Origin of the sequence: Cupriavidus phytohabitans (genome assembly GCF_000426345.1) — a bacterium.
GTDB lineage: Bacteria > Pseudomonadota > Gammaproteobacteria > Burkholderiales > Burkholderiaceae > Cupriavidus.
In genome coordinates this window covers 26,272-52,512 of record NZ_AUFE01000012.1, presented here as the reverse complement: position 1 = coordinate 52,512, position 26,241 = coordinate 26,272, and the positions used below count along the sequence as shown (strand labels likewise).

The 26,241-nt window shown below is 65.9% G+C and carries 37 protein-coding genes; 34 read left to right on the top strand and 3 right to left on the bottom strand.

The window, feature by feature from the left end; genetic code table 11:
* Positions 1-15 precede the first annotated feature (15 nt).
* From K309_RS0111680 to K309_RS0111590, 21 genes are all read left to right on the top strand, one after another.
* Positions 16-405 carry a putative holin gene (locus tag K309_RS0111680; protein WP_029046582.1) on the top strand — a complete coding sequence of 130 codons (390 nt, stop codon included), beginning with the start codon at positions 16-18 and terminating at the stop codon, positions 403-405.
* Entirely contained in the window at positions 402-740 is a 339-nt protein-coding gene (locus K309_RS0111675) for a phage holin family protein (RefSeq protein WP_029046581.1), read from the top strand. The genes K309_RS0111680 and K309_RS0111675 overlap by 4 nt, the downstream gene beginning before the upstream one ends.
* Entirely contained in the window at positions 718-1,524 is an 807-nt protein-coding gene (locus K309_RS0111670) for an N-acetylmuramidase domain-containing protein (RefSeq protein WP_029046580.1), read from the top strand. The genes K309_RS0111675 and K309_RS0111670 overlap by 23 nt, the downstream gene beginning before the upstream one ends.
* Positions 1,521-2,033, top strand: a complete 513-nt coding sequence (locus tag K309_RS0111665) for a hypothetical protein (RefSeq protein WP_029046579.1) — start codon at positions 1,521-1,523, stop codon at positions 2,031-2,033. Before K309_RS0111670 ends, K309_RS0111665 begins: the two co-directional genes overlap by 4 nt.
* Complete coding sequence (locus K309_RS0111660; RefSeq protein ID WP_029046578.1) at positions 2,030-2,470, top strand: phage tail protein; 441 nt, start codon at positions 2,030-2,032, stop codon at positions 2,468-2,470. The genes K309_RS0111665 and K309_RS0111660 overlap by 4 nt, the downstream gene beginning before the upstream one ends.
* The gene (locus tag K309_RS0111655; protein ID WP_029046577.1) at positions 2,467-2,913 is read left to right on the top strand and encodes a phage virion morphogenesis protein; all 447 of its coding nucleotides are present in this window, start codon (positions 2,467-2,469) and stop codon (positions 2,911-2,913) included. The genes K309_RS0111660 and K309_RS0111655 overlap by 4 nt, the downstream gene beginning before the upstream one ends.
* Positions 2,914-2,989: 76 nt before the next feature.
* Entirely contained in the window at positions 2,990-3,616 is a 627-nt protein-coding gene (locus K309_RS0111650) for a phage baseplate assembly protein V (RefSeq protein ID WP_029046576.1), read from the top strand.
* A gap of 11 nt (positions 3,617-3,627) precedes the next feature.
* Positions 3,628-3,972: a GPW/gp25 family protein gene (locus tag K309_RS0111645; protein WP_035877291.1), complete on the top strand. Its 345-nt coding sequence runs from the start codon at positions 3,628-3,630 to the stop codon at positions 3,970-3,972.
* On the top strand, positions 3,969-4,877 hold the full coding sequence (locus K309_RS0111640; protein ID WP_029046574.1) for a baseplate J/gp47 family protein: 909 nt from the start codon (positions 3,969-3,971) through the stop codon (positions 4,875-4,877). Before K309_RS0111645 ends, K309_RS0111640 begins: the two co-directional genes overlap by 4 nt.
* Positions 4,870-5,412: a phage tail protein I gene (locus K309_RS0111635; RefSeq protein WP_029046573.1), complete on the top strand. Its 543-nt coding sequence runs from the start codon at positions 4,870-4,872 to the stop codon at positions 5,410-5,412. Before K309_RS0111640 ends, K309_RS0111635 begins: the two co-directional genes overlap by 8 nt.
* 3 nt (positions 5,413-5,415) lie before the next feature.
* Complete coding sequence (locus K309_RS39195; RefSeq protein ID WP_051320423.1) at positions 5,416-8,559, top strand: phage tail protein; 3,144 nt, start codon at positions 5,416-5,418, stop codon at positions 8,557-8,559.
* Between the two features lie 13 nt (positions 8,560-8,572).
* Positions 8,573-9,448, top strand: coding sequence for a tail fiber assembly protein (locus tag K309_RS36410; protein ID WP_064737439.1), 876 nt, complete (start codon positions 8,573-8,575; stop codon positions 9,446-9,448).
* Between the two features lie 151 nt (positions 9,449-9,599).
* Positions 9,600-10,772, top strand: a complete 1,173-nt coding sequence (locus K309_RS0111620) for a phage tail sheath protein (protein WP_029046572.1) — start codon at positions 9,600-9,602, stop codon at positions 10,770-10,772.
* Positions 10,773-10,800: 28 nt separating this feature from the next.
* Positions 10,801-11,310: a phage major tail tube protein gene (locus K309_RS0111615; RefSeq protein ID WP_029046571.1), complete on the top strand. Its 510-nt coding sequence runs from the start codon at positions 10,801-10,803 to the stop codon at positions 11,308-11,310.
* Positions 11,311-11,361: 51 nt separating this feature from the next.
* The gene (locus K309_RS0111610) at positions 11,362-11,691 is read left to right on the top strand and encodes a phage tail assembly protein (protein ID WP_029046570.1); all 330 of its coding nucleotides are present in this window, start codon (positions 11,362-11,364) and stop codon (positions 11,689-11,691) included.
* A 32-nt stretch (positions 11,692-11,723) separates the two neighbouring features.
* Positions 11,724-11,789, top strand: a complete 66-nt coding sequence (locus K309_RS43940; RefSeq protein ID WP_369796417.1) for a GpE family phage tail protein — start codon at positions 11,724-11,726, stop codon at positions 11,787-11,789.
* A complete protein-coding gene (locus tag K309_RS39190; RefSeq protein WP_029046569.1) occupies positions 11,786-14,683 on the top strand; it encodes a phage tail tape measure protein in 2,898 nt (965 codons plus the stop codon). Before K309_RS43940 ends, K309_RS39190 begins: the two co-directional genes overlap by 4 nt.
* Before the next feature lie 4 nt (positions 14,684-14,687).
* Positions 14,688-15,107 (top strand): phage tail protein, encoded by a 420-nt coding sequence (locus tag K309_RS0111600; protein ID WP_029046568.1) that lies wholly within the window; start codon positions 14,688-14,690, stop codon positions 15,105-15,107.
* A complete protein-coding gene (locus K309_RS0111595) occupies positions 15,104-16,228 on the top strand; it encodes a phage late control D family protein (protein WP_029046567.1) in 1,125 nt (374 codons plus the stop codon). Before K309_RS0111600 ends, K309_RS0111595 begins: the two co-directional genes overlap by 4 nt.
* Positions 16,229-16,536: 308 nt before the next feature.
* Positions 16,537-16,743, top strand: coding sequence for a Com family DNA-binding transcriptional regulator (locus tag K309_RS39885; protein WP_084402400.1), 207 nt, complete (start codon positions 16,537-16,539; stop codon positions 16,741-16,743).
* Positions 16,697-17,443 carry a DNA-methyltransferase gene (locus K309_RS0111590; RefSeq protein ID WP_029046566.1) on the top strand — a complete coding sequence of 249 codons (747 nt, stop codon included), beginning with the start codon at positions 16,697-16,699 and terminating at the stop codon, positions 17,441-17,443. Before K309_RS39885 ends, K309_RS0111590 begins: the two co-directional genes overlap by 47 nt.
* A gap of 19 nt (positions 17,444-17,462) precedes the next feature.
* On the opposite strand, the gene K309_RS0111585 is transcribed toward K309_RS0111590, so the two are convergent.
* From K309_RS0111585 to K309_RS0111575, 3 genes are all read right to left on the bottom strand, one after another.
* A complete protein-coding gene (locus K309_RS0111585; RefSeq protein WP_029046565.1) occupies positions 17,463-18,002 on the bottom strand; it encodes a hypothetical protein in 540 nt (179 codons plus the stop codon).
* A 34-nt stretch (positions 18,003-18,036) separates the two neighbouring features.
* Positions 18,037-18,723 (bottom strand): hypothetical protein, encoded by a 687-nt coding sequence (locus K309_RS0111580; RefSeq protein ID WP_029046564.1) that lies wholly within the window; start codon positions 18,721-18,723, stop codon positions 18,037-18,039.
* 97 nt (positions 18,724-18,820) lie between these two features.
* Complete coding sequence (locus K309_RS0111575; protein ID WP_029046563.1) at positions 18,821-19,240, bottom strand: helix-turn-helix domain-containing protein; 420 nt, start codon at positions 19,238-19,240, stop codon at positions 18,821-18,823.
* A gap of 74 nt (positions 19,241-19,314) precedes the next feature.
* Between K309_RS0111575 and K309_RS42905 the strand changes: the two genes are divergently transcribed.
* From K309_RS42905 to K309_RS0111510, 13 genes are all read left to right on the top strand, one after another.
* On the top strand, positions 19,315-19,518 hold the full coding sequence (locus K309_RS42905; protein ID WP_029046562.1) for a hypothetical protein: 204 nt from the start codon (positions 19,315-19,317) through the stop codon (positions 19,516-19,518).
* A gap of 27 nt (positions 19,519-19,545) precedes the next feature.
* Positions 19,546-19,737, top strand: coding sequence for a hypothetical protein (locus K309_RS0111565; protein WP_029046561.1), 192 nt, complete (start codon positions 19,546-19,548; stop codon positions 19,735-19,737).
* 28 nt (positions 19,738-19,765) lie between these two features.
* The gene (locus K309_RS0111560) at positions 19,766-19,960 is read left to right on the top strand and encodes a hypothetical protein (RefSeq protein WP_029046560.1); all 195 of its coding nucleotides are present in this window, start codon (positions 19,766-19,768) and stop codon (positions 19,958-19,960) included.
* The gene (locus K309_RS0111555; protein WP_029046559.1) at positions 19,957-20,205 is read left to right on the top strand and encodes an Ogr/Delta-like zinc finger protein; all 249 of its coding nucleotides are present in this window, start codon (positions 19,957-19,959) and stop codon (positions 20,203-20,205) included. Before K309_RS0111560 ends, K309_RS0111555 begins: the two co-directional genes overlap by 4 nt.
* Positions 20,206-20,288: 83 nt before the next feature.
* Positions 20,289-23,000 (top strand): toprim domain-containing protein, encoded by a 2,712-nt coding sequence (locus K309_RS0111550; protein ID WP_029046558.1) that lies wholly within the window; start codon positions 20,289-20,291, stop codon positions 22,998-23,000.
* Between the two features lie 2 nt (positions 23,001-23,002).
* Positions 23,003-23,245 carry a hypothetical protein gene (locus K309_RS0111545; RefSeq protein WP_035877263.1) on the top strand — a complete coding sequence of 81 codons (243 nt, stop codon included), beginning with the start codon at positions 23,003-23,005 and terminating at the stop codon, positions 23,243-23,245.
* Positions 23,242-23,400, top strand: a complete 159-nt coding sequence (locus K309_RS41655) for a hypothetical protein (RefSeq protein ID WP_156914347.1) — start codon at positions 23,242-23,244, stop codon at positions 23,398-23,400. The genes K309_RS0111545 and K309_RS41655 overlap by 4 nt, the downstream gene beginning before the upstream one ends.
* Positions 23,400-23,642 carry a hypothetical protein gene (locus K309_RS0111535; protein ID WP_029046556.1) on the top strand — a complete coding sequence of 81 codons (243 nt, stop codon included), beginning with the start codon at positions 23,400-23,402 and terminating at the stop codon, positions 23,640-23,642. The genes K309_RS41655 and K309_RS0111535 overlap by 1 nt, the downstream gene beginning before the upstream one ends.
* Positions 23,635-23,850: a hypothetical protein gene (locus tag K309_RS0111530; protein ID WP_029046555.1), complete on the top strand. Its 216-nt coding sequence runs from the start codon at positions 23,635-23,637 to the stop codon at positions 23,848-23,850. The genes K309_RS0111535 and K309_RS0111530 overlap by 8 nt, the downstream gene beginning before the upstream one ends.
* Before the next feature lie 20 nt (positions 23,851-23,870).
* Positions 23,871-24,356, top strand: coding sequence for a hypothetical protein (locus K309_RS0111525; protein WP_232232364.1), 486 nt, complete (start codon positions 23,871-23,873; stop codon positions 24,354-24,356).
* A complete protein-coding gene (locus K309_RS0111520; RefSeq protein ID WP_029046553.1) occupies positions 24,353-24,829 on the top strand; it encodes a hypothetical protein in 477 nt (158 codons plus the stop codon). The genes K309_RS0111525 and K309_RS0111520 overlap by 4 nt, the downstream gene beginning before the upstream one ends.
* A gap of 55 nt (positions 24,830-24,884) precedes the next feature.
* On the top strand, positions 24,885-25,262 hold the full coding sequence (locus tag K309_RS42900) for a helix-turn-helix domain-containing protein (protein ID WP_232232367.1): 378 nt from the start codon (positions 24,885-24,887) through the stop codon (positions 25,260-25,262).
* On the top strand, positions 25,175-26,206 hold the full coding sequence (locus K309_RS0111510; protein WP_255360108.1) for a tyrosine-type recombinase/integrase: 1,032 nt from the start codon (positions 25,175-25,177) through the stop codon (positions 26,204-26,206). Before K309_RS42900 ends, K309_RS0111510 begins: the two co-directional genes overlap by 88 nt.
* The last annotated feature ends 35 nt before the right edge of the window (positions 26,207-26,241 follow it).

Here is a 26,241-nt window from a genome sequence, read left to right as displayed (position 1 = left end):
CCCAAGGATTCGACCATGGCTGAACCCATTTCCACCGGCACCACCACCGCCATTGCCGTAACCGGCGTTGGGGCCATCACCCTGCTGCCAGGCGTGGACGCGGCGACGGTGCTTGGTGCCTTCGCCGGCGCTGCGGTGTTCGCTCTCAATTCCGACGACATGTCGACCGCCAAGAAGCTGGCCTTCCTGGTGCTGTCCATCGTGGCCGGCTGCCTTGCCGCACCGCTGGCCGCGGCGCTGATCGCCAAGGCGCTGCCCACCGACGCGGAGGTAAGCCATGGCGTCGGGGCACTGGTGGCCTCGGCGGTGATGGTCAAGCTCCTGATGGTTCTGATCCGCCTGGCTGGCAACGGCGACTGGCTTGTCGGGATCTTCCGGGGCAACGGACAAGGAGGCAACAAGTGACGATCCTCTTCATGATTCAGGCGGCGCTTTGCGCGCTGATCGCCATCCGCCTGCTGCTGTTCCGGCGCGATGGCGCCGCTCACCGACCCTGGGCTGCACGACTGGCCTACGCGCTGATTGTGCTGGCGGGCGCCGTCACCATCGGCGTGCTGTTCGGTCGCTACGAGTGGGCGATGCTCGCCCAGAGCGGCATCACCACGGTGCTGTGCCTGGCGGTGTATGCCGTGCGGGGAAATGTGGTGGAGCTGTTCCGCATGACGGAGACCGACGGCGGTTGCTCCTGGCTCGTCCGATTCCTGCGGAGATCCTGCGATGACTATCCTGCGACCCGGTGAAGTCGGCGCGGACGTCCGCGAGCTGCAGCGCCTGCTGCGCGAGCGCGGCGCGCGGCTCGACCTGACAGGTGACTTTGACGCCGTGACGCTCGCCGCCGTGCGGGCCGCGCAAGCACGCTACGGCCTGGTGGTCGATGGCATCGCCGGCCCGAAGACGCTGCAGGCCCTGCAGCGCGACACGCGGCAGCCACGGCACCTGAGCGCCGCCGATCTACAGCGCGCCGCCGCAAGGTTGGATGTGCCCCTGGCGGCGGTGCGGGCGGTGAATGAGGTGGAGAGCCGCGGTTCTGGCTTCCTACCGGATGGGCGCCCGGTGATCCTGTTCGAGCGGCACATCATGTACCGGCAGCTGGGCGCGGCCGGTCGCGACGCCGATGCGCTGGCACGGCAGTTCCCGAACCTGGTCAAGCCCGCGCGCGGCGGCTATGCGGGCGGTGCTGCGGAGCACATGCGGCTCGCCCGCGCCGCCGAGATCGATGAAGCCTGCGCGCTGGCCGCCGCCAGCTGGGGATTGTTCCAGGTGATGGGCTATCACTGGGAGCGCCTTGGCTACGCCAGCGTGCAGGCGTTCTCGGCGTGCATGTGCGATAGCGAAAGCACGCAGCTCGACGCGTTCCTGCGCTTCGTCCTGACCGACCCAGCGCTGCACAAGGCGCTCAAGGCGCGCCGATGGCCGACGTTCGCCAGCCTCTACAACGGCCCGGCATACCGGGACAACCTGTACGACGTGAAGCTGGCGCGCGCCTTCGCACGCTATGACGCCGAAGAAAAGGAGCCAGCATGAACCGAACATTGGCTCTCGTTCTCGCCGGCGCCGTGCTGGTGCTGGGCGTCGCCGGCACGGGCGCTTGGATGACCGACCGCTACAAGGCAGCGCAGCAGCGCGCCAGCGACGCCGAAGCGATCACCGCCAGCTTCCGGGCACAGCTCGACAGCACCGAGGCCGGCGTCATCAAGGTGACCGAGTACGTCGACCGCGTGCAGACCGTCTATGTCAAGGGCGACACCATCATCAAGGAGATCCCGCGCTATGTCCCCGCTCAAGCTGATGCCGCTTGCACTGTTCCCGTTGGCTTTGTCCGCATGCATGACGCCGCCGCTGCCGGCACCGTGCTCGGTCCGGGTGCCGGAGATTCTGATGCGGCCGGCTCGGGAATTGCACTCTCTGCCGTCGCCGGCACCGTTGCCGGCAACTACACCAGCTGTCGCGCCAACGCCGAGCAGCTGAGCGCGTTGCAGCAGCTGCTGCGTGACCAGGGCGCGACGATCATTGGGGAGGCACCTGCGCCATGATGAAGCCCAACAGTCTGCGCGAAGCGCTGACGGCAGCGGTACCGGATCTGGCCCGCCACCCTGAGAAGCTGCACGTGTTCGTGGACGAAGGGCGACTGGTGGCTACCGGCGCCAAGACGCTCTCGTTCGAGTACCGATACACGCTGACGCTGATCGTAACCGACTTTGGGGCCGGCTCCGACGAGATCATGGTGCCGGTGCTGGCCTGGCTGCGCGCCAACCAGCCCGAGCTGTTCTTCAGCCCAACCCAGCGCGAGGATGGCGTGAAATTCGAGGCCGACATCCTCAACCACACCACCGTGGATCTGGCCCTGAAGCTGCCGCTGACCGAGCGCGTCACTGTGCGCGTCAGTGGGACCGGCTACCAGGTAGAGCACCGCCCGGAACCGGTCAACGAGGACGACGACCCATCCACGTGGCGGCCGGTGGTGCCATGAACGACTTCCGCGCCCTGGAGGCATGGGCAGGCGCCCTGCTGTCGAATCTGGAGGCGCCAGCGCAGCGCGCGCTGGCGCGGGCCGTGGCCGCGGAGATGCGCCGCCGCCAGGGCGCCCGTATCGCCGAGCAGCGCAATCCTGACGGGTCGGCCTATGAACCGCGCAAACCGCAACTGCGGCTGCGTCCGGGGCGCGTGCGCCGCGCGATGTTTGCGCGCCTGCGCACTACCCGCTTCCTCAAGACCGAGGCAAGCCCGGACACGGCGGTCGTGACCTTTGTCGGCCGCGCGCATCGCATCGCTGCGGTACACCAGTTCGGGCTGCGTGACCGTGTCAACCGCGCCGGGCTCGAGGTCACGTACCCGCAGCGCGAGCTGCTCGGCTTTGACGACGCCGACGTGGACCGAATCACCGAACTCGTCCTCGCGCATCTCACCGCCTGATACCGGCTGTTGTACGGGCTGATGCCACAACACCCGCCGCGTGACGGGCTCGCGCGCGCACGGCACGCTGGCGGGCATGGACTCCACCACCGAACTCGCCCGCCTGATCGAGAACCTGATTCGCCTCGGCACCGTTGCCGAGGTCGAAACCGGCACGCCACCGCGCGTGCGCATCGCCACCGGCGGCATCACCACCGACTGGCTCCCCTGGCTCGAGCAGCGCGCCGGCGCGACGCGCACCTGGAACCCCCCGACCGTCGGCGAACAGGTGGTCATGCTGTGCCCGAGCGGGGAGCCGCGCAACGGCATCATCCTGACGGGCCTGCCCTCCGACGCACACACAGTCCCCAGCCACAGCGCTGACGAAACCGTCACCCTGTACCCGGACGGGGCCAGCACGCGCTACAACCACGCAGCCGGCGCGCTGGAGGTGAGCGGCGTAAATACCGTGCTGCTCCGGGCTGGCCAGGAGGTGGTGGTGGACTGCCCTCAGACCATCTTCAAGGGGAAGGTCACCGTCGAAGGCCTGTTCACCTATCAGGGCGGCATGTCCGGCCAGGGTGGCAGCGGCGGCGCCGGCACGCAGATCCGCGGAAACCTCACCCACACCGACGGCGCGCTGTCGTCCAACGGTGTGGTACTGGACGATCACGACCACGGCGGCGTCCTGTCCGGCAGCGCCTGGACGGAGGACATCCGGTGACCTACCGCGGCATGAACGCCAGCACGGGCCGTGCGCTGACGGACCGCGAGCACATCGTGCAGTCGGTACGCGACATCCTCACCACGCCTATCGGCACCCGCGTGATGCGGCGTGACTATGGCTCGCTGCTGCCGCAGCTGGTCGATCAGCCCCTGCACCGCGCCACGCTGCTGCGCGCGATGTCTGCTTCGGTCATGGCCCTGATTCGCTGGGAGCCGCGGCTGCGGGTCACCCGCGTGTCGTTCGAGGCCGGCGCGGATGGTGCGCTCTTTATCGACATCGAAGCCGAGCGGGTGGACGGGCCGCGCGCTCAGGCGACCAGCCTGCGCATCCCGCTGCGTGGAGGCAACCCATGACCACAACACCCATCGATTTGTCCCGCCTGCCCGCACCGAACGTAGTCGAAGTGATCGACTACGAAACGCTGCTGGCCGAGCGAAAGGCGCATTTCGTCTCGCTGCATCCCGAGTCAGAGCGAGCGGAGGTCGAAGCGACGCTCAAGCTCGAATCCGAGCCGATCGTCAAGTCGCTGCAGGAATCCGCCTACCGCGAGATGGTGCTGCGCCAGCGGGTGAACGATGCGGCGCGCGCGGTCATGCTCGCCTACGCCAGTGACGCCGACCTGGACCACCTCGGTGCGCTCTTCGGCGTCGAGCGCCTGACCATCACACCCGCGGATCCCGAGAACGGGATCGCCGCGGTGATGGAGAGCAATACGGACTTCCGCAAGCGCGTTCAGCTCGCGCCACAGGGCTTTTCCGTGGCTGGCCCTGCCGGCGCCTACCGTTCGCACGCGCTCGGCGCAGATGGCCGCGTCCTTGACGCCCTGGCGACCAGCCCGGCGCCCTGCGAAGTCGTGGTGACGATCCTCTCCCGGGAAGGCAACGGCCAGGCGCCGCAGGAATTGATAGACGCGGTGGCCGGCGTGCTGGGCGCTGATGATGTGCGCCCCCTGACCGACCAGGTCACGGTTCAGTCGGCGCAAATCGTGCCCTACCAGGTACGCGCGAAGATCTACACGTTCCCCGGCCCGGACTCGGGCGTGGTGCTTACCGAGGCCAACATGCACCTGGGAGCTTATACGGCGGAAACGCACCGGATCGGACGCGAGGTCACGCTGTCGGGTCTCTACGCCGCCTTGCACGTCGACGGCGTCGAGCGCGTCGAGCTGCTGGAGCCGCTGGCCAACGTCAACGCGACCCAGACCCAGGCAACCTACTGCACCGGCACCGATATTCAGCACGGTGGCATCTATGGCTAACCTGCTGCCGCGCAACACGACACCGCTCGAGCGCAACCTGGCCAAAACCAATGCCCAGCTCGGCGACGTTCCGTCGCCCCTGCGCGCGCTGATGCGGCCCGACGAGATACCGATTTCCGTGCTGCCCTGGCTCGCCTGGCACATGGGCGTCGACGCCTGGAAAGCCTACTGGCCCGACCAGGTCAAGCGCGCCCGCGTCAAGGCAGCCATCCCGATCGCACGCAAAAACGGTACCGCGGCCGCCGTGCGCGAGGTCGTCGCGGCCTTCGGCGCAAACATCGCCCTGCGCGAGTGGTGGCAGCTCAACCCGAAGGGCCAGCCCGGCACGTTCTCCCTGGTCCTGACCATCAGCGGCCGCGATGGGCAGGCGGCGACGGCGGACTTCGTCGCAGACGTGATTGCGGAGATCGACCGGACCAAGCCCGTACGCGCCCACTACACCGTCACCCAGGGCCTGCAGGCGCAGGGTGGCCTCGCCTTCGGCGGCGGCGCGCGCGCTGCCATCTACACCCGCCTCTCTCTTTCGGACGCCTGAGACATGCCAGGACTTCTCTTCAAGCTCACCAGCGCCGGCCGCGCCGCCTTGGTCAACCCGGACAACACCGGCACCGTTTCACGCGAAGTCGTGTCGGTCGGCATTGCTACCGCCCCATTTATCCACGATGACGGCCTGACCGCGCTACCGAACGAGCGCGTGCCGCGGCTGACCACCGTCGCGGGAGATACCGTTGCCCCCGACACAGTCCACGTCACCATGACGGACAACTCGGCCGACCAGTACACCATGTACGGGTTCGGCCTGTACCTGGACAACGGGACCCTGCTGGGCACCTACGGCCAGAACACTCCGATCCTGGAGAAGTCGCCGGCGGCAATGATGTTGCTCGCGACCGATATCCTGCTAACCACGATCGATGCCGCGTTGCTGACATTCGGGGACACTTCGTTCCTGAACCCTCCGGCGACGACGACCGTGCAGGGAGTTGTCGAGCTGGCCGACAACACCGAAACACAGGAAGGCACCGACGACACACGCGCCGTCACGCCGGCCGGCCTGGCATCGCGCACCGCCACATCGACCCGCACCGGTCTGGTCGAGCTGGCCGACAACACCGAAACGCAGACCGGCACCGATGCAACGCGCGCCGTGACGCCGGCCGGGCTAGCGTCGCGCACTGCGACGGAAACGCGAACTGGCTTGCTGGAGATCGCGACGCAAAGCGAGGTCGACGGCGGAACCGACGACGCGCGCGCAGTGACTTCTAAGAAGTTGCTCGCTCGCCTCAAGGCTCTTGGGTTCGCCGGCACGGATACGACCGGCAGCATCGGCGACATGGACGATGCAACGGTGCCTGGTGGGCTTCTGTACGTGACAGGCGCCACAACCAATATCCCGATGAACCTCGGCTCCGGCGTTGTCCTGCATCGTGTTTATGGCACCGCCGGAATGCAGCTATTTTTCCCATACAGCAGCAGCCGCGTTGTATTCCGTCGCCGCCGGGACAACGTATGGCAGGCGTGGTTCGAGCTGGCAATTACCGACAGCCCGACCTTTATCGGCACGCCGATCGTGCCAACCGCGGCCAAGGGCACGAACAGCGGCCAGGCGGCCAGCACGGCATTTGTTGCGAGCGCTATCGCCGACCTGGTCGCATCCTCTCCTGGCACGCTCGATACGCTCAACGAGTTGGCCGCGGCGCTGGGCAATGACCCGAACTTTGCGACCACCATCACAACCCAGCTCGGCAACAAGTTCGACAAGGCCGGCGGCGTCATCGGCGTGCAAACGTCTGGCTGGGACGCCATCAATGCACCCACCGCGCGAATCGTCGATGGCGGCAATACACAGGCGGCCGCAGGTCCGAATGGTGGCCTGGCGATTGAATCCTACGGCCCCGGCGTGCAACTGATTGACCGCTCCGTAGGGACGCGCAATGCGCGCTTGATGCTGGACGGCAGCACGATGTCGATTGCCTTCGACACGACGGCCGCGCCCGGTTCTTACGTAGGCACGTTCTGGTTCAACGCGGACGGATACATGGCCCTCGGCCAAATGTCGTCTGCCGCTCTTTTCCGCCTCGGTCTAACGGTGCCTGGTGGCGCCTCTACGCAGTACGGCATCTACAACAACGTCGAGTTCAACGAGGCAACGACTTCCGCTGGCGCCACCTATTGCGCGGTGCCGCGTGTCAAGGATGCCGCTTTTACGATGGCGAACCTGGTCGGCTTCTTTGCTCCATCGCCTGCTGTTGGCGCAAGCGCGACAGTGACTGAGTACGCCGGCTTCATGGTGAATGACCTCGCACATTCGAACATCGTGCGCAAGATCGGCGCCAGGCTTCGGCTGATTGCAGGCCCGGATAAGTGGAACGTGTACGCGGACGGTTCGGCTTCGAACTACCTTGCAGGCAAGCTGCTGATCGGAACTACGACTGACAGCGGCCAACTGCTACAGGTCAACGGCGCGTCGCACTTCGCTGGGCGCCTGCTGCGCGGCTTGTCTGCCGAGTTTTCTGTCGGTGATACCGGCATTGCCGGCGTACAGAATGCAGGAACCGGGAACGACGGCTACATGAGCACGTCGCGCTTCTCGAATGACACCAATCCGGCCGGCCTGAACATCGGGAAGTCCCGCGGCAACACCATCGGCACGCAGGGGGCTGTGCTCGCCGGCGACTACATTGCCCGAATCAACTTTTGCGGCTCGGATGGCGCCGGCATCGTCGCCGGCGCGCAGATCGACGCGCGTCCCAGCGAGAATTGGACGTCAGCCGCCCGCGGCACACACCTGGAATTCCGGACCACCTCCCCCGGCTCCGTGGTGCGATCGCAAAAGATGATCCTGACGGACGTTGGCAATCTGCTGATCGGGTCCACTGCCGATGACGGCAGCAGCGCCAAGCTGCAGGTGACAGGGTATGCGACCGCCGACACTCCGCCGGCCGGCGACAGTACGCGCAAGCTCGCCACCACTGCCTGGGTCATGTCGACCCTGCTCAACGCCGCGATCGGCCAAATCATCATCGAGCCACGCACCACCGCGCGCGCCGGATGCTTGAAGCTGAACGGTGCGCTTCTGAACCGTGCCGACTACCCCGAGCTGTGGGCCTACGCTCAGGCGAGCGGCGCCATCGTTACAGATGCCGCGTGGCTGGCCGGTTCCTGGGGATGCTTTTCGCACGGCGACGGCAGCAATACGTTCCGCATTCCTGAGTACCGGGGCGAGTTCTTGCGCTTTTGGGATGACGGGCGTGGCGCTGACGTTGGCCGAGGCATCGGCGTATTCCAGGACAGCCAGAACAAGACCCACGCGCACACCGCGTCGGCTACGGCTGTCGGCGACCACGCACATACGGCCTGGACTGATGCGCAAGGCTGGCACGGTCACGGCGTCAGCGATCCGACCCACGCGCACACCTACGATGTGCCACCGCCGGCAACAGACTGGGACGGCCAAGGCGCGGCGTCGGGCGGTAGTTGGCTCGACCTGACGAAGTACGGCCAGCGCGGCACCTACGGCGCCTATACGGGCGTCTCAATCAACGGTGACGGCTCGCACGGCCATAACGTAGGCATCGGCAACGCAGGCGCTCACAACCACACCATCACTGTCAACGCAGACGGCGGCGCAGAGGTACGGACGCGCAACATTTGCGCGCTCGCCATGATCCGCGCTTTCTAAGGAGTTTCAGCAAATGATGATCCACCACTACGACAGCCATACTGGCCAGTACATCAGCAGCGCGCTTGCCGATCCGGACCCGCGCAATCCCAGCACCTGGCTGCAGCCGGCATTCACCACGCTCGTTCAGTTGCCGAATCGCAACCGCTACGAGTGGCCGTTCTTCCGTGACGACGCGTGGGTCATGCTGCCGGATTACCGAGGGGTCATTCTGTACCGCACCGAAAACGGCGAGCCGGCCGAGCTGGGCGCGCCTGGCGTTACGCCCCAGGAGGCCGGACTTACCCCTGATCCGCGGCCGTCTGAGCTGCACCGCTGGACCGCTGAAGGCTGGGCGCTCGACGCGTCCCTGGTCGCGGAGCGAACCCGCGCCGCCGCGATGGCGGAGTTCGACCGGCTGATGGCGATTGCCAGGAATGCGAATGCCGGCAAGGCCGACGCACATGCCGCCGGCCTGCTGAACGCCGTGGAAACCGCCCTCTTCAAAGCTTGGTCCGCTTACCAGTTGGACCTGGTGCGCGTCGTCAACTCGAACGACTTCCCCATCGTTGCCGACTGGCCCGAGGAACCGAACGTAGAAGCCATTGCCGCAGCCGTCGAGGCCGAGGAAGCAGCAAAGGCTGCTGCGCGCGCCGAATATGACGCCCTCCTGGTGCTGGCAAACGAAGCGACGGCCGGCAAGGCCGAGGCATACGCGGCTGGGCAGCTCGACGCTGTGCAGAAGGCCATCTACGAGGCGTGGCTGTCGTTCCTGCTGCAGCTGCAGCATCTGGCACTTGCCCCGACCTTCCCCCTTGGCGTCACCTGGCCGGCACAGCCGGATGAAGCGGCGATCGAGGCTGCGACCCTGGCCAAAGCGGAAACAGGTAGCGCTCCCGACGGCGCGTAAGCAACCACGACGAGGGCGTCAGACACACCGTCCTCAGCTTTTCGTTGTGCCGCTTCTGCCTACAACAGTAAGCGGCAGACCGCCACGCGCGTGCGCGGCATCCTACCGGGACGATGCTTTCCATCGTCTGCCAAATCTCCCGGAGGACTGCATGGCAACCGATTACCACCACGGCGTACGTGTCATCGAGGTCAACGATGGCACCCGCCCAATCCGCACCATCGCCACGGCCATTCCGGGCCTGGTGACCATCGCCGATGACGCCGATGCCACGGCGTTTCCCCTCGACACGCCCGTATTGCTGACCAACCCGCAGGCTGCCATCGGCAAGGCCGGCACGCACGGCACGCTGCGCGCGAGCCTGGAGGCCATCACCGATCAGGCCAATCCCATGACGGTCGTCGTTCGTGTCGCCGAAGGCGCCACGGAAGCCGAGACGACCAGCAACCTGATCGGCACCACCAACGCCGCCGGCCGCTACACCGGCATGAAAGCATTGCTGGCCGCGAAGACGCGCTTCGGCGTGACGCCGCGCATCCTAGCCGTGCCGGGACTGGACAAGCTGGAGGTCGCCACGGCGCTCGCCTCGATCTGCCAGAAGCTGCGCGCCTTCGGCTATGTCAGCGCACACGGCTGCGCCACCAAGGAAGAGGCGGCCACCTACCGCGACAACTTCGGACAGCGCGAGCTGATGCTGCTGTGGCCGGACTTCGTGGGCTGGGACACGGCCAACAATACCGAGCGCAACCTGTGGGCAACCGCACGCGCGCTCGGCCTGCGCGCCAAGCTGGACGAGTCGGTGGGCTGGCACAAGACGATTTCGAATGTCCCGGTCAACGGCGTAACCGGCGTCTCGAAGGACATCTACTGGGACCTGCAGGATCCGGCGACTGATGCCGGCTACCTCAATAGCAACGAGGTCACCACCCTGATCAACTTCGAGGGCTTCCGCTTCTGGGGCTCGCGCACCTGCAGCTCGGATCCGCTGTTCGCCTTCGAGAGTGCCACCCGCACCGCGCAGATCCTCGCCGACACCATGGCCGAGGCGCATGCCTGGGCTATCGATCTGCCGCTCACGCCCTCGCTGGCACGCGACATCGTAGAAGGCCTCAACGCCAAGTTCCGCGAGTGGACGCGCCTCGGCTACCTGATGGGCGGCGGCGCCTGGGTCGATGCCGGCATCAACACCAAGGACACGCTGAAGGACGGCAAGCTGTGGATCGACTACGACTACACGCCGGTTCCGCCGCTGGAAAACCTGCAACTGCGCCAGCGCATCACCGACCGCTACCTGATGGACTTCGCCGCGTCGGTGAACGGCTGATAGCGGGCATTCAAGAGAGGAAACCACCATGGCAATGCCACGCAAACTCAAGAACTTCAACGTCTTCGCCGACGGCGTGAGCCACGTCGGCGAATGCGAGGAAGTCACCCTGCCGAAGCTCACGCGCAAGCTGGAGGAATACCGCGCCGGCGGCATGAACGGCCCTGTCGATCTGGACCTGGGCAATGAGAAGCTCGAGCTGGAGACGACCTACGGCAGCATCATGCGCGAGATCCTGAAGCAGTACGGGGTCACGCAGGCCGCCGCCGCGATGGTGCGCTTCGCAGGCGCCTACCAGCGCGACGACACGGGCGACATGGACGCTGTCGAGGTCGTCGTACGCGGCCGGCACACCGAGATCGACCTCGGCACCGGCAAGGTTGGCGATAGCAGCCAGTTCAAGGTCAAGTCGTCGTTGACCTACTTCAAGCTGACGATGAACGGCGAAGTGTGGATCGAGATCGACCACGTCAACTTCATCGAGATCGTGTTCGGCGTCGACCGCCTGGCCGAGCAGCGCCGCGCAATGGGTCTGTAACAGTCCGCTGGCCCGCCCGGGCCAGCCCTCCTATTCTTCCCGAGAACCATCATGAACGAAGCGAAATCCGAAACCATCACGCTGGACACTCCCATCAACCGCGGCAAGGAAGTCATCACCGCCATCACCGTGCGCAAGCCTGCCGCCGGCGAACTGCGCGGCTGCAGCCTGGTCGACCTGATGCGCATGGAGGTCACCGCCCTGCATACGGTGCTGCCGCGCATCACCACGCCGACGCTGACCGCGCATGACGTGAGCCAGCTGGATCCGGCCGACATGACGCAGCTTGCCACCGCGGTGAGCGGTTTTTTGCTGCCGAAGGCGGCGAAGGCCGAGGCCTACCCGCCCGAGTCGAAGACGCCATCGCCGACGTTGCAGTGATTTTTCATTGGCCGCCCGACCGTCTGTTTGACATGGGTGTGGCCGAATTGATGGAGTGGCGCGAGCGCGCCCGGCAACGAAGCGGAACCGACGAATGAGCGTGCCTCGCAACCTGAGACTGGAAGTCGTCCTGCAGGCGGTGGACCGCCTCACCCGACCCTTCCGCAACGCCATGGGCAGCAGCACCGAGCTGGCGCGCACGGTAAGGGCCGCGCGCGACCAGCTGAAAGAGCTGAACCGCACGCAGGCCAACATCGACAGCTTCCGCAAGCTGTCCAAAGACGCGGCGATCGCGGGCAACCAGCTGCGTGCCGCGCAGGCCCGCGTCAAAGCCCTCGCGCAGGAAATGGATGGCGCCGAGCGCCCGTCGGCCGCCATGACGCGCAATTTCAACGCGGCGGTCCGCGAGGCGCAGTTGCTCAAGCAGCGCGGCGCTGACTTGCAGCAGAACCTGGAAGGGGTGCGCGGCCGGCTGCAGGCCGCCGGCATCAGCACCACATCGCTCAGGCAGGCCCAGGGCGACCTGCGCAGCCAAATCGCTCTGGCCACCCAGGCGCTGACGCAGCAGGAAGCCCGGCTGAAGGCGGTCGGCGAGCACCAGCGGCGCCTGGCTGCCGCCCAGGCCGGCTATGCCAAGGGCATGGCCACCCGCAATGCCATGCTTGGCGCGGGCGTGTCAGCATCGGCCGCCGGCGGCGTGGCTCTCACGCCAATCGCCAAGGCGGTGAAGGACTATGTGTCCTTCGAGGACGCCATGCTGGGCATTGCCCGCCAGGTGGAGGGCGCGCGCGATGCAGGAGGCAAGCTGACTGCGGTCTACTACGACATGGCCAGGCAGATCAAGCTGCTGGGCGAAGAGCTGCCGATCCCGACCACGGCCATCGCGGAGATGGTGACTGCCGGCGCGCGCATGGAAGTGCCGCGCGAAGAGCTGGTCGCCTACACCCGTACGGTTGCCATAATGGCCACCGCCTTCGATGCGGTGCCGGACGAGATTGCCGAGAGCATGGGGAAGGTGGCGAAGAACTTCCGCATCCCGGTCAACCAGATCCAGGCACTCGCCGACTCGATCAACTACCTGGACGACAACGCCATCAGCAAGGGCGGGGACATCATCGACGTGCTGAACCGGATTTCCGGCGTGGTGTCGACGGTGAAGATGTCCTCGTCGGATGCCGCCGCGCTCGCCTCGACCCTGCTCACGCTGGGCGAGCGACCGGAGACAGCCGCTACGGCAGTCAACGCCATCGTCCAGAAGTTCGCAGCTGCCGAGAAGGGCACCAAGAAATTCCAGGCCGCCGTGCAGGAGATCGGCCTGTCCAGCGCCGCCATCCAGAAGGGCATGGCCACCGACGCCACCGGGACGATCTTCCAGGTGATCGAGGCGGTGCAGAAGCTGCCCAAGGACAAGCGCATCGGCGTGATGGTGGAGCTGGTCGGCATGGAGCACTCCGACACGCTGGCCAAGCTGGTCGACAAGCCGGATGAACTGCGCCGGCAGCTCATGCTGGCTAACGGCAGCGACGCCGAGGGGTCGATGGCCCGGGAGTTTGCAGCGCGCCAGGAGACCATCTCCGCACGCTGGCAGCGCCTGCAGAACCAGCTGTTCAATGGCAGCAGTGCCGCCGGCGAAGCGCTGCGCTCGACCATCGTCGGGCTGATGGATACCGTCGGCAACCTGGTCAGCCGCTTCAATGCCTTCGCACAGGCGAACCCGGCACTGGTGGGATGGCTGATGAAGGGCGCTGCGGCGGCGGGCGTGCTGCTTGCCGCCATGGGCGCGCTGACGCTTGCCATGGCTGCGGTGCTGGGGCCGCTGGTGATGACCCGATATGGACTGCAAATGCTTGGCATTCGGCTCTCCACATTAGCGCCAACCCTCACCCGCGCATCGACGGCCACCACCCTGCTCTCGCGCAGCGCCCAACTGCTGGGCGGCGTCGGCAGCCGGCTGGCGCCAATCTTCAATGTCGCCACCAGCGCGGCCGGCCGCTTCGGCACGCTGCTGGCCGGCGTGACGAGCCGGGTCGGGGCACTCTTCAATGTCGTGCGTGGGCTGGCGCTGCTGCCCTTTGCCTGGCCCATCCTGGCCGCGGTGGCGGCGCTGGCCGCTGGCGCAGCGCTGGTCTACAAGTATTGGGCTCCCATACGGGCATTCTTCTCCGGCCTGGGCAGCGGCATCGCCAGCGCCTTCGGGCCGGCGGCCGCAGGCTTCGCCGACGCCTTCATGCGCGCGGTGACGGCGGCCTGGCGCCTGGCCACTGCAATTGGCAGCGTGGTCCTGGCCATTCCGGGCGTCAGCACCGCGTTTGCCCTGGTGTGGCAGGTCGTGGGCCCGCTCTTCTTCAATCTGTGGGGATGGCTGACGCGCCTGGTCACACCGGTGGAGGATATTGGCGGCGCGGCGCAGTCGATGGGGCAAAGGATCGGCCAGGCCCTCGGCACGGTGCTGGGCATGCCGCTGCAGTTGGCGACGGCCTTCTACGATGCCGGCGCGCAGGTGATGGCGGGCTTTGCCAACGGCATCACCAGCGGCCTCGCCCGCGTGCGGGATGCTGTGACCGGTGCGGCTGGCGCGGCGGTCACCTGGTTCAAGGAGAAGCTCGGCATCCACTCCCCCAGCCGCGTCTTTGCCGAACTGGGGGGATTCACCATGGCGGGGCTCGAGCAGGGCATCAACCAGGGCCAGGGCGGGCCGATGGGCGCCATCGCGCGCGTCACGCAGGCCCTGACAGCCGTCGGGGCCGGGGTGGCAGTTGGCGCCACGCCCGCGGTGGCAGCCGTGAAGTTCGATACGGGGCCGCCTGTGTCCGCGCCGGCCAGCGCTTCCGCGGCAGCCCCGATGCTTCAGGCCGCGCCGATCACCATCAACGTCTACGGCGCGCCTGGCATGGACGAGCGGGAAATCGCGCGCCTGGTGGAAGAGAAGCTGCGGCAGGCCGAAACCCAGCGCGCCGCCCGGGACCGTTCCCGCTTAACCGACAGGGATTGACACCATGATGATGGCCCTCGGGCAATTTGTGTTCAGCTTGGACACTGCTCCCTACCAGGACTTCCAGCAGCAGATCGGCTGGCGGCATCCGGCCAACAGCCGCACTGGCCGCCGCCCTGCCCGCCAGTTCCTCGGCCCCGACGACGAGACGATCACGCTTGCCGGCGTGCTGGCGCCCGAACTGACGGGGGGCGACGACTCGATCGAGGATCTGCGCAAGCTCGGTGACAGCGGCGAGGCCTATGTCCTCATCGAGGGCACCGGGCGCAACTACGGCCTGTTCGTGGTCGAGAACCTGCAGGTCACGCGTACCTACTTCTTCCAGGACGGCAAAGCCCGGCGGATCGAGTTCACCGTCAAGCTGACCCGCGTGGACGACGAGGCCGAAGCGTTGATCGGCAGCGGGGAGGGTGATGTGGAATGACGCTTTCAGCCGACCGCGCCGAGCCGCGCACCACTGCTGGACGCGAGCCGCGGCCGGTCTACCAGTTGGTCCACAACGGGAAGAACATCACCACCCGCTTCCAGGGGCGGCTGATGTCGCTCACCCTTACCGACAACCGCGGCTTCGAGGCCGACCAGCTCGACATCGAACTGGACGACCACGACGGCATGCTGGACCTCCCCGAGAAGGGCGTGCGGCTGGCGCTGGCGCTTGGCTGGAGCGACGCCGGCGTGGTGGACAAGGGCATTTTCAAGGTGGACGAGATTGAGCACAGCGGCCCGCCTGACCGGCTCACGATTCGCGCGCGCAGCGCCGACCTGGGCAGCGACCTGACGACGCGGAAGGAGCGGAGCTTCCGGGACAAGACCATCGGCGCCGTGGTGCGCGCGATCGCCAGCCGCAACCAGCTCGCCGCGGTGGTCGCGCAGCAGCTGGCCAACCAGGTCATCGAGCATCTGGACCAGACCGGCGAATCTGACGCCAACTTGCTCTCTCGCCTGGCGAAGGACTATGACGCGATCGCGACGGTCAAGCAGGGCAAGCTGCTGTTCATCAAGGCCGGCGAGGCACTCAGTGCGTCCGGTATCCCGCTGCCCACTGTCCTCATCACGCGGGCCAGCGGCGACACCCACAGGTTCATGGTGGCCGACCGGGAGAACTACAACGGGGTGAAGGCAAGCTACCAGGACACGCGCCTGGCGAAGAAAGGCGAAGTGGTGATCGATGCGTCGAATGCCGCGGCGGTCACCGAGAAGCCGGCCCAGGGCAAGAAGGCGCGGTCAGTTGCCACGGCGCCCAACCCCGACAATGTGAAGGTGCTGCGCCATACGTATGCGTCGAAAGCCAATGCGGAGCGGGCGGCGCGCGCTGAATGGCAGCGGATCCAACGCGGCATGGCGACCTTCACGATCATCCTCGCGCGCGGCCGGCCGGATCTTTTTCCGGAGCTGCCCGCAGCGGTACATGGCTGGAAGCCACAGATCGATAACACCGCTTGGATCGTCACTAAGGTCACCCACAGCCTGACTGAACAGGGATACACCACGTCGCTAGAGTTGGAAATCAAGCCCTCCGCGCTGGACGATGCGGAGCAGAGATAGGCGACGGCGGTCAACGCTTTTGTAGCTTCAGCGCCCACAACACCCTGAGGATGCACTTCGCACGCGCGCGGGGCATCATGGCGGTGCCCTGTGATACCGGCGCGACCAGAATAGGCGCGCGGAGAATGGGGGGCCTCGCAAGGGGCGCGCCGGCATAGAGCCGGCGCCGGGAAAAAGACGCGGCGACGTGGCAGGTGTTGGAGCACCGGCCACGACCCGCACCAGCAGAACGGACCTGCCAGTTCGGCCAGGGCCGCGCCACCTCGCGAGGCGCCGGCATCCTAGCACATCGCTGGAAGATCAACCGAATGCAGGAAATCCGCTGCGGCAGCTGCAACCGCAAGCTCGGCGTGGGCGAATACACTCGCCTCGCCATCAAATGTCCGCGCTGCGGCACCATGAACCAACTGAGGGCCGAGCGCCCCGCACCAGAAGGCCGTCGAGCTTCGTGTACTGGAGATGCCATCCATGAACCCGACCGCCCACGCGCCGGCCCTCGATTGCCTGTACCGTGAAAACGCGCTCGATGTGCTGCGCGGCTTGCCCGACCAGTCCGTCGACCTCTTCTTCACCGATCCGCCCTATTCGTCCGGTGGCCTGCATGCGACCACGCGTGCGCAGACGCCTGGCCAGAAGTACATCGGCAGTGACGTCAAGATCAAATATCCTGAGTTCGGCCACGACAACAAAGACCAGCGCTCATGGACCTTCTGGTGCATGAGCTGGCTAGGCGAGGCGTTTCGTGCGGCCAAAGAAGGCGGGCACCTGGTGTGCTTCACCGACTGGCGGCAACTGCCGAGCCTCACCGATGCCATTCAGGGTGCTGGATTCATCTGGCGCGGCGTGGCCGTGTGGGACAAAACCTCGGGCGGTGCGCGCCCGCGCCTGGGCGGCTTCTCACAGCAGTCCGAATTCATGGTATGGGCGACCAAGGGCGCGGTGCCGACGGGCCATAAGGTCCACCTGCCCGGCGTGTTTGCTGAGCGCCTACCTCGCCCCAAGCGCCACATGACCGAAAAGCCTATGGGACTGGCGCGAGAAGTGGTCCGCCTAGTGCCGCCAGGCAGCGTGGTTTGCGATCCGTTCGCCGGTTCGGGTACTTTCCTGGTTGCCGCCAAAGAAGCTGGCCACCGATGGATTGGCTGTGAGCTGGAACCCGCTTACCACGAAGCGGCGAACGACCGGCTGATGGGGATCGAGGCGAGCGCCGCCTAAGCGCCGAGGAATCCGATTGTTACAGGCGTCCAGGGACAGCTCGGACGCCTACTACCTGCTTTGCGAGCGGATCAAAGTCGCATTGATAGAGGTGGTTCTGCATGGCGCCAAAGCCATTTTGGAACTGGATCTTGTCGCCGATATAGGTGATCGCCGAATGGTCCTTGTTCGCCCAACGGAAGCGGGGGAACTTGGTTTCCATCATGCCGTCGGTCCACTTGTGACTGTACTTGGCAAGTTTTTCAACTGCGGGCGCGCAAGCAATGCCCGCGGCGATTGCGTGCTTGTCGCCCCAGCATTGCAGGTCTGACCTGCAGGCAGCTTCCTTGGCGGCGATTTGCTCAGGAGTCTCCTTGGCAGCTGCATCCGCCTTATCTGTGCCGCCTTCCTTCGAACCGCCCATGCATTGCATCAACATCACGGCGACCGTTAGCATCGCCACCAGGCCTATAAGCGTCTCCTTGCCACCGACAGCGGGATTCTTAACGCCACAATGCGGACACAGCTTCGCCTTATTTGAAACTTCCTTTTTGCATTCTTTGCATTTGACCAGAGCCATTTTTCTTATTTCCTTCGCGGTTCTTGTGAATGTATTAAAAGCGTCGTTTTAACGCGCTGCCGAGATTGCGCGCTGGCACCCACTTCGGTGTCGATTCACCTTCCGCTTGGCACTCGTACACGCCCACTGGCGGCATTGCCGTGACGCTGCCGATCGAATACGGCTTGCCTTGGAACTGGCAGATATTGACGGGCACATTGGGCTCCGCTGCCACGCGATCCCAAATCAGGAAACCGCCCGCAGCTGCCGCGCAAACTGACAGGAGCCAGTGAAGCGCGCCCAACCTGGCACGCCCGCCGCGAGCAGGGGCAACAGGCTTCGGATCGATCATCACCGGTGGCGAGATATCGACCGGTGCCGGCGCGGCGTCATTCGCTGCGACGGATCGGCTCTTCGCTTCACTGAGCGCTACAGCCAGGTCGTCCATGATGGCGCGGAACCGATCGGCCGGCATGACCTTCATGTTCTGCGCGTCGTGATCGCTGAGCAGCGTCTTGTAGATGGCCAGGCGCTCGACTCCCTCAGCCTTGGCCACCTCATCAACCTTGGCGGAAATGACCTGACGCTGGCGCCACGACAAATACTTCGGCTCCTGAACAGCCGACTGCAGGTTGTACGTGACGGTGTTGTTCTGCTGGTGCACCGTGGCCGGTGCTTCGTGGACGACGTTGCCGGAAACAAGTTGGCTCACATCGCCGCTGACTGCGACTTTGCGCTGCATTGTGCTACTTGACCCCACACTGCAAAAACAGGCCGCTCACCCTGTTCTTGCGTGACTGGCCAAGCGGCCAGAAGCCAGCCCCGCCCCCATTAACGGCCTACTTTCGGCTCTTTTTATTGATGGTGAAGTTCATCGGCGCTGTGACCGTCATGCCCCCGTGGACGACCTGAGAGACCTCGCCTTCGATTTGCACTGCTGCTGGAGACTGCATGCCACCAATCAATGCCAGCACACCGGCGCGCCCACGGTCGTCCAGCGTCCGGTAGCCCTTCACCAACGCGACCTCTTCGTTAGATAAGCCTGCGGAGGTGGCATTGCCTGTCAGGATGTACGGCACATCGAAGCCTGCGCCCGCGATGGCGGCCAAATAGTTGGCGTCCGGAACTCGTTCCGCTTTCTCGTAAAGGACTTGCGTCTTGACCGAGACCCCGCCAATGGTCGCGAAAGCGGCCTGGTTCAAGCCCTTCCGTTTCCGTTCCTCAGCCAGCCGGTCGCCGATGCTTACCGATTGGTTCATTTCGATGTTGTCAAATGCACCGTTCGGTGCATATAATTTGTTGTGCAACGCTAACTCACACAAGTATATCCGCCATGACCACAGCCAAAACGCCGCGGACCCGCTCCCCACGTGGGGTTCTCAGCGACAAGCCGGTGTGCGTTCGGCTGCTCCCTACGGAGCGGCAGAAGCTGGAACGGCTCGCCCTGCAGGAGAACCGCTCCGTGTCGAGCCTGGCCCGTCTGGTACTGCTTGAGGGCCTGGCGGTGTATGAAAGCCGCTCCTCCAGAGCGTCGTGATCCTTTCCGTTCCTACCGAGACTGGCAATGTATCCCGACCCGAAACGTGTTCGTGACAACCGCGTAGTCCTGCGTTTCAACGACTACGAGTTCGACCTGATCACCGCCCTGGCCAACTACCAGGGCGAACAGCCCGCCACCCTCCTGCGCCAGATCATCTTCCGCGAAGCCGAGCAGGTCCTGTCGCTGGGAACCACTGTAGAGACGCGAAGCGCCTGAGCGAAGTCACTTTTGAGCTGCCGAGAAGATGCCGGACATCGAAATCCAACTGACCGAGCAAGCAGAGGCAGTGCTGGAACGGGTACGTCAAGAGCAAGGCCTGACGACGCTACAACAGGCTGCCGAATGGCTGGCCAAGGCCGGACTGCGCCGCACTGCCGAGCGCATGACCGGCAAACGACGTGCTTTTAAATTGGTAGTACCTCCGGGGAAATCGCTGTGAAACTGACCTGCCCGCATTGCGAATCGCGCATGAAGATCCGCACCAGCCGCGTGGTATCGCTGCTTTCGAAAGAGAGCTACTGGCAATGCCCCAACATCGAGTGCGCCTACACCTGCAAGGCCATCACCTCGGTGATCTCCACCATCGCGCCCAGCATGCGTCCCAATCCCAAGGCGTACCTGCCCGTTGGCAAGGTGCGTCCGGGCCTGATGGACGAGCGGCAGATGGACCTGCTGCCTACCTGACCGCAGCCTAACCCCCTTCCCTGTTGATTCCTTTGCTTCATGCCCCTTCCGGGGCGTGAGGGACTCCTTTTGCCTGACGATTCATGAACCCATCCCTGCACAGCGAAGTCACCGGCCGCCTGCTGCGTGACTACGCCTTCAAGCAGAAGCGCGGCGGCGAGAAGCTGGAGGCCGGTCAGTGCCCTGCCTGCGCCAAGAAGACGCTGTGGGCCTTCGGCAATGCGCCATGGGTGCTCAAGTGCAACCGCCTGAACCATTGCGGCGCCGAGCTGCACATCAAGGACATCTACCCGGACTTGTTCGAGAGCTGGAGCGACCGCTTCAAGCCCACACCGGAAAACCCCAAGGCGGCTGCCGATGCCTACATGCGCGACGGCCGCGGCTTCAACCTCGACAAGGTCCGCGACTGGTACACCCAGGAGAGCTACTACAGCCACGAACTGAAGCTGGGCAGCGCCACCGTGCGCTTCGTGCTGGGCGCCGGCGTGTACTGGGAACGAATCATCGACCAGGCGCACCGCTTCGGCGACCGCAAGGCGACCTTCCACGGCAGCTACGGCGGCATGTGGTGGCAGCCGCCGGGGCTGAACGCCGGGAGCGTGGACGAGATCTGGATTGTCGAGGGCATCTTCGACGCGATCGCGCTGTGGCATCACGATATCGCGGCCGTGGCCGCCATGTCGTGCACCAACTACCCCTCCAAGGCATTGGCCGGCCTGGCAGAACAGCTGGCTGCGGCCAGCAAGCCACGCCCGAAGCTGGTGTGGGCACTCGATGCCGACCGCGCCGGTACGCGCTACGGCCTGCAGTGGCTCAGGCGTGCCCGGGACGAAGGCTGGGAGGCTTCCATCGCGCTGCCGAAGCAGGTCGGCACCAAGAAACGCGACTGGAACGATCTGCACCAGCTCGGGAAGCTCGATGCCAAGGACCTGGACGAGTACCGCTATCTCGGCGGCCTGATGGCCGCTCCCAGTCCCGCGGAGAAGGCTCGGCTCATCTATGGGCGCACCAGCATGAGCCAGTTCGCCTTCGACTTCGACAGCAAGCTGTACTGGTTCAAGGTCGATCTGGAGGCATTGACACGCGAGATGGGCGAAGTGCGCAACGCCCATGACGACCTGACCGAGGATGAGATCCGCGACGAAGCCATGCTCAAGGCCGGCGTGGTGACCAACATCGCCACCTGCCTGCCCACGGTGCTGTACTACCAGGCCAATGCCGCCACCGACGAGGCCTGGTACTACTTCCGCGTTGCCTTCCCCCACGACTCGGAGCCGGTCAAGAACACCTTCACTAGCTCGCAGGTTGCGTCCGCCACGGAGTTCAAGAAGCGACTGCTGGCGGTGGCGCCGGGGGCGTTCTACACGGGCACGAACGCGCATCTGGACAGCTACCTCAAGGAGCAGATGCACCGCATCAAGAGCGTGCAGACCATCGACTTCGTGGGATACACCAAGGAGCACGGCTGCTACGTGTATGCGGACGTGGCGGTCAAGGACGGCAAGCTCTACACCCTCAACGACGAGGATTTCTTCGACGTGGGCCGCCAGTCGATCAAGACCATCGGCGGATCGGCCGGCCTCTCGCTGAACCGGGACTTCAAGGCATTCCGGCACGAATGGCTGGAACTGATCTGGCGTGCCTTCGGCGCCAAGGGCATCGTTGCGCTGGCGTTCTGGCTCGGCAGTCTCTTTGCCGAGCAGATCCGCGAGGGCAAGGACATCAAGCAGAAGAGCTTCCCGTTCCTCGAGGTGGTGGGCGAGCCGGGCGCCGGCAAGTCGACGCTGATCGAGTTCCTGTGGAAGCTGTGCGGCCGGCGTGACTATGAGGGCTTCGACCCGTCCAAGTCCTCGCTGGCGGCGCGTGCCCGCAACTTCGCCCAGGTGTCGAACCTGCCGGTGGTGCTGATCGAGGGCGACCGCGGCGAAGACGGCGCCAAGGTGAAGGGCTTCGACTGGAATGAGCTGAAGACCGCCTACAACGGCCGCAGCACACGGGCCCGCGGCGTGAAGAACGCGGGCAACGAGACCTACGAGCCGCCCTTCCGTGGCACGGTCGTCATCAGCCAGAACGCCGAGGTCAATGCCAGCGAGGCCGTGTTGCAGCGGATCGTGCACCTGTACTTCGACCGCACCGGGCAGAACGCCGACACCTTCGCCGCGGCGCGCGCGCTGGAACAGATGCCGGTGGAAGACGTGTCGGGCTTCCTGCTGACGGCCATCCTTAAGGAGCGCGACATCCTCGCCTCCTACCTGGAGCGCATGCCCACGTACCAGGACCACCTAGCCAAGCACCCGGAGGTCAAGCACCAGCGCCTGGTGAAGAACCACGCCCAGGTGATGGCGCTGGTGGATTGCCTCGGGCACGTGCTGCCGCTGCCCAAGGAATACCGGGACGCCGCCATCAAGCAATTGGTGACCATGGCGGTCGAGCGCCAGCAAGCCATCGGCGCGGACCACCCGCTGGTGCAGGAATTCTGGGAGCTGTACGACCACATCGAATCGGCGGACGACGATCACGCCGTGCTCAACCACGCCCGGGGTGACGGCGGCACCATCGCCATCAGCCTGCGGCACTTCGAACAGGTGGCCAATGACCGCCGCCTCAACCTCCCTCCGCTTACCGATCTCAAGCGGGTGCTGCGCACCTCGCGGCATCGCAAGTTCGTGGAACTGAGGGTCGTCAACAGCGCGATCAACGCGCGTCACAACACCGACTATCCCGCCGCGCCAAGGCGCCCCACCACGGTCAAGTGCTGGGTCTTCGAGGATCGTTCGGGCAACAAAGGAGCTTGAGCATGAATTCCATCAAAACCTCCCTATGCGCCGCGGCCAAGATCGCCGTGAAGCCAGTTCAGTTCCAGTTGGCCACCCACGACGATCGGCCCTATTGGTTCGCCACCCAGACGCTGGAAATCACGCTCCACGACGGCAACGAATGCTCTGTCGTGATCCATCTGGAAGAAGGCTGCTGCGCGTTGCTGGCCGGCGAGCCGGTCGTGATGCCCACCGTCCCCGAATCCGCGGGAGCACCGGCATGAGCGCGTTCCTCGTTTTCATCGTGTCGCACAGCGGTGTGCGCCTGCAGTTCACCGCGATCGCCCGCTGTCGCCTCGATGCGCAACTCGGCGCCCTGGATCACCTGACCGAGCCGCCCCGCTTCTGTTGCGCGCGCGCCATTGGGAGGGCCATCTGATGCTCGCGCTGCTCAACCTCTGGATGATCGCCACCGCGGTGGGCTCGATCTACCTGCTCAACGCCGGCGCCGCGCGTGCCCGCTGGGGCTCCCTGGTCGGGCTGCTTGGCCAGCCGGCCTGGCTGTACCTGACCGCCGCGACGGGCGAGCCCGGCATGTTCTGGGTGAGCCTGTTCTTCACCGTGTGCTACGGCCGCGGCGTGTGGGCCGGCTTCTTTCGTCGGGGAGCGCGCCGTGGCTAAGCCCGCCGTCACCGACGCCGATCTGCGTCGCGCCCATCGCGCGATGCGGATCGCCACCCCGTTCGACGCCATGTCCGACCTGCTGCGCGCTGCTCTGGCAGCCGCGGCCCGGGCCACGGCCAGCCGCGAGCTGCAGCGCGCGGCCCGCCGCCCCGCTGGCGGTGCCCCCGACCTGAAGCGCCGCGCCGCCGGCGATTTCGACGACTGACCCAGCCCTGGAGAGCAACCATGCCAGCCAGCAAACACCGCAAGACCCGCCGGCCGCGCCCCGCGCGCACCTGCGGCCTGCCCGTGATGTTCCGCTTCAGCCGCAACGCCGAGGTGGACCTGCAGCTCATTCCGCATGTCGAGCTGAGCAAGATCCTCGATGGGACCGCCACCGAGGCCGCGTGGCACACCCTCGCCTTTCGTATCAACGTCGGCCAGGCGGTGGCGACCCTCTACTACGCCGACAACCAGGCGCTGCGCGATGCCATGGACGCCGCCGTGATCGCGGTTGCCGATGTCGGCAAGCGGCTTGCTCGGCGCGGCACGCTAGGCGTCACCGGCGACGAGTTCCGCGCGATCGGCCAGGGCCTGAACCTGACCGACGACATGCAGCGCGCCTGCACGCGCCGCCAGCTGCTGGTGGCGACCCTGCAGGCCGAAAGCCGGGCGACCGCTCAGGGTCCGGTGGCAGCCGGCCAGATCGTTCACCTCGCAGAAGCAGCATGACCAACGTGACCACCTCCCAGCAGCCCGTGCCCTATGTCCGGCGCGTGGCCCAGATCATCTGCACCGGCCTGTATCCCGAGGCCGACGCCGCCGGCAAGACGCTGGCCCATTTCCCGAGGTCGACGCGCGAGAACCTGCTGACCATCGCCGAGGCGATCCTGCTGGAAACCGCGACGGAAGCCCAATCAGCTCAGCGGTATGCCTGGTGGGTGACAGCGCGGGAAGAGTTGGACGGCCTGGCGCCGGCGCAGCTCATCATCGGCGGCCCGCTGGACACCGCCGACGGCACGCCGCTGCAGGTCGATGCGCACCAGCGCAGGCATTTCCTGAGACCGTGGCGCGAGCGCTTGGCGATGCTGTTGCAACTGCTTGCGCTATCTGAGTGTGAGGTGGGCGGTTCGGTAGTTCTCGCGGCGGCCATGGCAATTGGGCCGGGTGCATCGCCTGCCGACCGGATGGAGGATGCACGATGAGCCGCCTGTGGGAGCTGATCGGCGGCGCCGGCACGTGCGCGGCCAATCCCTGGATGTGGGTGATCGAGTTTCGCAGGGTGACGGCGTGACCCTGTACGGCCCCACGATCGATCTGGGCGCCGCGGCCGCGCTGCTCGGCGCCCACCCTGAAACGGTGCGCCTCAAGGCTAAGGCCGGCGCGCTGCCCGGCCGCAAGGTCGGCAAGCGCTGGATGTTCTCGAAGATTGCCCTGGAGCGCTACCTCGCCGGAGAATGGATCCCGCGAGTTGTGCAAGGCGATCTGGCAAAGGAAGGTGAGCCATGTCGCTCTTCAAACGCAAAGGCAGTACCAAGTGGTATTACAAGCTGTACCCCCCTGGCGGCGGCACGCCGCTACAGGGAAGCACTGGCACCAGCGACGCCAGGCAGGCGCAGGAATTCCACGACAGGCTGAAGGTGGACCTGTGGAACCAGGCGAAGCTGGGGCAGCGCCCCCGCTACACCTGGAACGACGCGGTGGTGCGCTACGTGGGCGACCGCGCCGGGCTGGCCAGCCTGGAAACGTCGAAGATCCACCTGCGCTGGCTGCACGCGCATCTGGACGGCACCGAGCTGGCCACCATCGACCGCAACCGCGTCGATGCGATCGCCGCGGTAAAGCGGGCCGAGCGGCGCACGGTGCGCACCCGCCAGGGGGTCAAAGAGCTGGACGGCACCGTCAGCGCCGGCACGGTGCGCCGGGTGATCGGCGTGCTGACGGCGGTGCTGAATGCCGCGGTGGAGTGGGGGTGGCTCGACAGCGCGCCGAAGCGCAAGCGCGCCAAGGTGGCCAGCAAGCGCATCCGCTGGCTGACTGCGGCACAGGCGGAGCGGCTGCTGGCCGTGCTGCCCGAGCACCTGGCCGACATGGCGCAGTTCAGCCTGGAGACGGGCCTGCGCCGGGCCAACGTGACCGGGCTGGCGTGGTCGCAGGTGGACCTGGTGCGGCGCGTGGCCTGGATCCACCCGGACCAGGCCAAGGCGCGCAAGGCGATCACGGTGCCGCTGTCGGACACGGCGATCGCGGTGCTGCGTCGGCAGCTGCCGAAGAAGCGGGATCCCGAGCACGTGGAGGCCGTCTTCGTCTTCCGCGGCAAGCCGGTGTACCAGACCAGCACCGCCGCGTGGCACAAGGCGCTCGCGCGGGCCGGTATCCGGGACTTCCGCTGGCATGACCTGCGGCACACCTGGGCCAGCTGGCACGTGCAGCGCGGCACACCCCTGCAGGTGCTCAAGGAGCTGGGTGGCTGGGAAACGATGGAGATGGTGCAGCGGTATGCGCACCTGTCGGCGGATCACCTGGCGCAGTGGGTGGCACCACTGACGGCAGCGCCGGCGTCGAAGTTAGCTGCAGTTTAGCTACAGTCGCCCTTCGCGGCGGTGGTGGGAAAAGC

Coding starts and splice junctions, on each gene's coding strand:
- K309_RS0111680 (WP_029046582.1), top strand. CDS start 16: ATGGCTGAACCCATTTCCACCGGCACCACCACCGCCATTGCCGTAACC.
- K309_RS0111670 (WP_029046580.1), top strand. CDS start 718: ATGACTATCCTGCGACCCGGTGAAGTCGGCGCGGACGTCCGCGAGCTG.
- K309_RS0111665 (WP_029046579.1), top strand. CDS start 1,521: ATGAACCGAACATTGGCTCTCGTTCTCGCCGGCGCCGTGCTGGTGCTG.
- K309_RS0111660 (WP_029046578.1), top strand. CDS start 2,030: ATGATGAAGCCCAACAGTCTGCGCGAAGCGCTGACGGCAGCGGTACCG.
- K309_RS0111655 (WP_029046577.1), top strand. CDS start 2,467: ATGAACGACTTCCGCGCCCTGGAGGCATGGGCAGGCGCCCTGCTGTCG.
- K309_RS0111650 (WP_029046576.1), top strand. CDS start 2,990: ATGGACTCCACCACCGAACTCGCCCGCCTGATCGAGAACCTGATTCGC.
- K309_RS0111645 (WP_035877291.1), top strand. CDS start 3,628: ATGAACGCCAGCACGGGCCGTGCGCTGACGGACCGCGAGCACATCGTG.
- K309_RS0111640 (WP_029046574.1), top strand. CDS start 3,969: ATGACCACAACACCCATCGATTTGTCCCGCCTGCCCGCACCGAACGTA.
- K309_RS0111635 (WP_029046573.1), top strand. CDS start 4,870: ATGGCTAACCTGCTGCCGCGCAACACGACACCGCTCGAGCGCAACCTG.
- K309_RS39195 (WP_051320423.1), top strand. CDS start 5,416: ATGCCAGGACTTCTCTTCAAGCTCACCAGCGCCGGCCGCGCCGCCTTG.
- K309_RS36410 (WP_064737439.1), top strand. CDS start 8,573: ATGATGATCCACCACTACGACAGCCATACTGGCCAGTACATCAGCAGC.
- K309_RS0111620 (WP_029046572.1), top strand. CDS start 9,600: ATGGCAACCGATTACCACCACGGCGTACGTGTCATCGAGGTCAACGAT.
- K309_RS0111615 (WP_029046571.1), top strand. CDS start 10,801: ATGGCAATGCCACGCAAACTCAAGAACTTCAACGTCTTCGCCGACGGC.
- K309_RS0111610 (WP_029046570.1), top strand. CDS start 11,362: ATGAACGAAGCGAAATCCGAAACCATCACGCTGGACACTCCCATCAAC.
- K309_RS39190 (WP_029046569.1), top strand. CDS start 11,786: ATGAGCGTGCCTCGCAACCTGAGACTGGAAGTCGTCCTGCAGGCGGTG.
- K309_RS0111600 (WP_029046568.1), top strand. CDS start 14,688: ATGATGATGGCCCTCGGGCAATTTGTGTTCAGCTTGGACACTGCTCCC.
- K309_RS0111595 (WP_029046567.1), top strand. CDS start 15,104: ATGACGCTTTCAGCCGACCGCGCCGAGCCGCGCACCACTGCTGGACGC.
- K309_RS39885 (WP_084402400.1), top strand. CDS start 16,537: ATGCAGGAAATCCGCTGCGGCAGCTGCAACCGCAAGCTCGGCGTGGGC.
- K309_RS0111590 (WP_029046566.1), top strand. CDS start 16,697: ATGAACCCGACCGCCCACGCGCCGGCCCTCGATTGCCTGTACCGTGAA.
- K309_RS0111585 (WP_029046565.1), bottom strand. CDS start 18,002: ATGGCTCTGGTCAAATGCAAAGAATGCAAAAAGGAAGTTTCAAATAAG.
- K309_RS0111580 (WP_029046564.1), bottom strand. CDS start 18,723: ATGCAGCGCAAAGTCGCAGTCAGCGGCGATGTGAGCCAACTTGTTTCC.
- K309_RS0111575 (WP_029046563.1), bottom strand. CDS start 19,240: ATGAACCAATCGGTAAGCATCGGCGACCGGCTGGCTGAGGAACGGAAA.
- K309_RS42905 (WP_029046562.1), top strand. CDS start 19,315: ATGACCACAGCCAAAACGCCGCGGACCCGCTCCCCACGTGGGGTTCTC.
- K309_RS0111565 (WP_029046561.1), top strand. CDS start 19,546: ATGTATCCCGACCCGAAACGTGTTCGTGACAACCGCGTAGTCCTGCGT.
- K309_RS0111560 (WP_029046560.1), top strand. CDS start 19,766: ATGCCGGACATCGAAATCCAACTGACCGAGCAAGCAGAGGCAGTGCTG.
- K309_RS0111550 (WP_029046558.1), top strand. CDS start 20,289: ATGAACCCATCCCTGCACAGCGAAGTCACCGGCCGCCTGCTGCGTGAC.
- K309_RS0111545 (WP_035877263.1), top strand. CDS start 23,003: ATGAATTCCATCAAAACCTCCCTATGCGCCGCGGCCAAGATCGCCGTG.
- K309_RS41655 (WP_156914347.1), top strand. CDS start 23,242: ATGAGCGCGTTCCTCGTTTTCATCGTGTCGCACAGCGGTGTGCGCCTG.
- K309_RS0111535 (WP_029046556.1), top strand. CDS start 23,400: ATGCTCGCGCTGCTCAACCTCTGGATGATCGCCACCGCGGTGGGCTCG.
- K309_RS0111525 (WP_232232364.1), top strand. CDS start 23,871: ATGCCAGCCAGCAAACACCGCAAGACCCGCCGGCCGCGCCCCGCGCGC.
- K309_RS0111520 (WP_029046553.1), top strand. CDS start 24,353: ATGACCAACGTGACCACCTCCCAGCAGCCCGTGCCCTATGTCCGGCGC.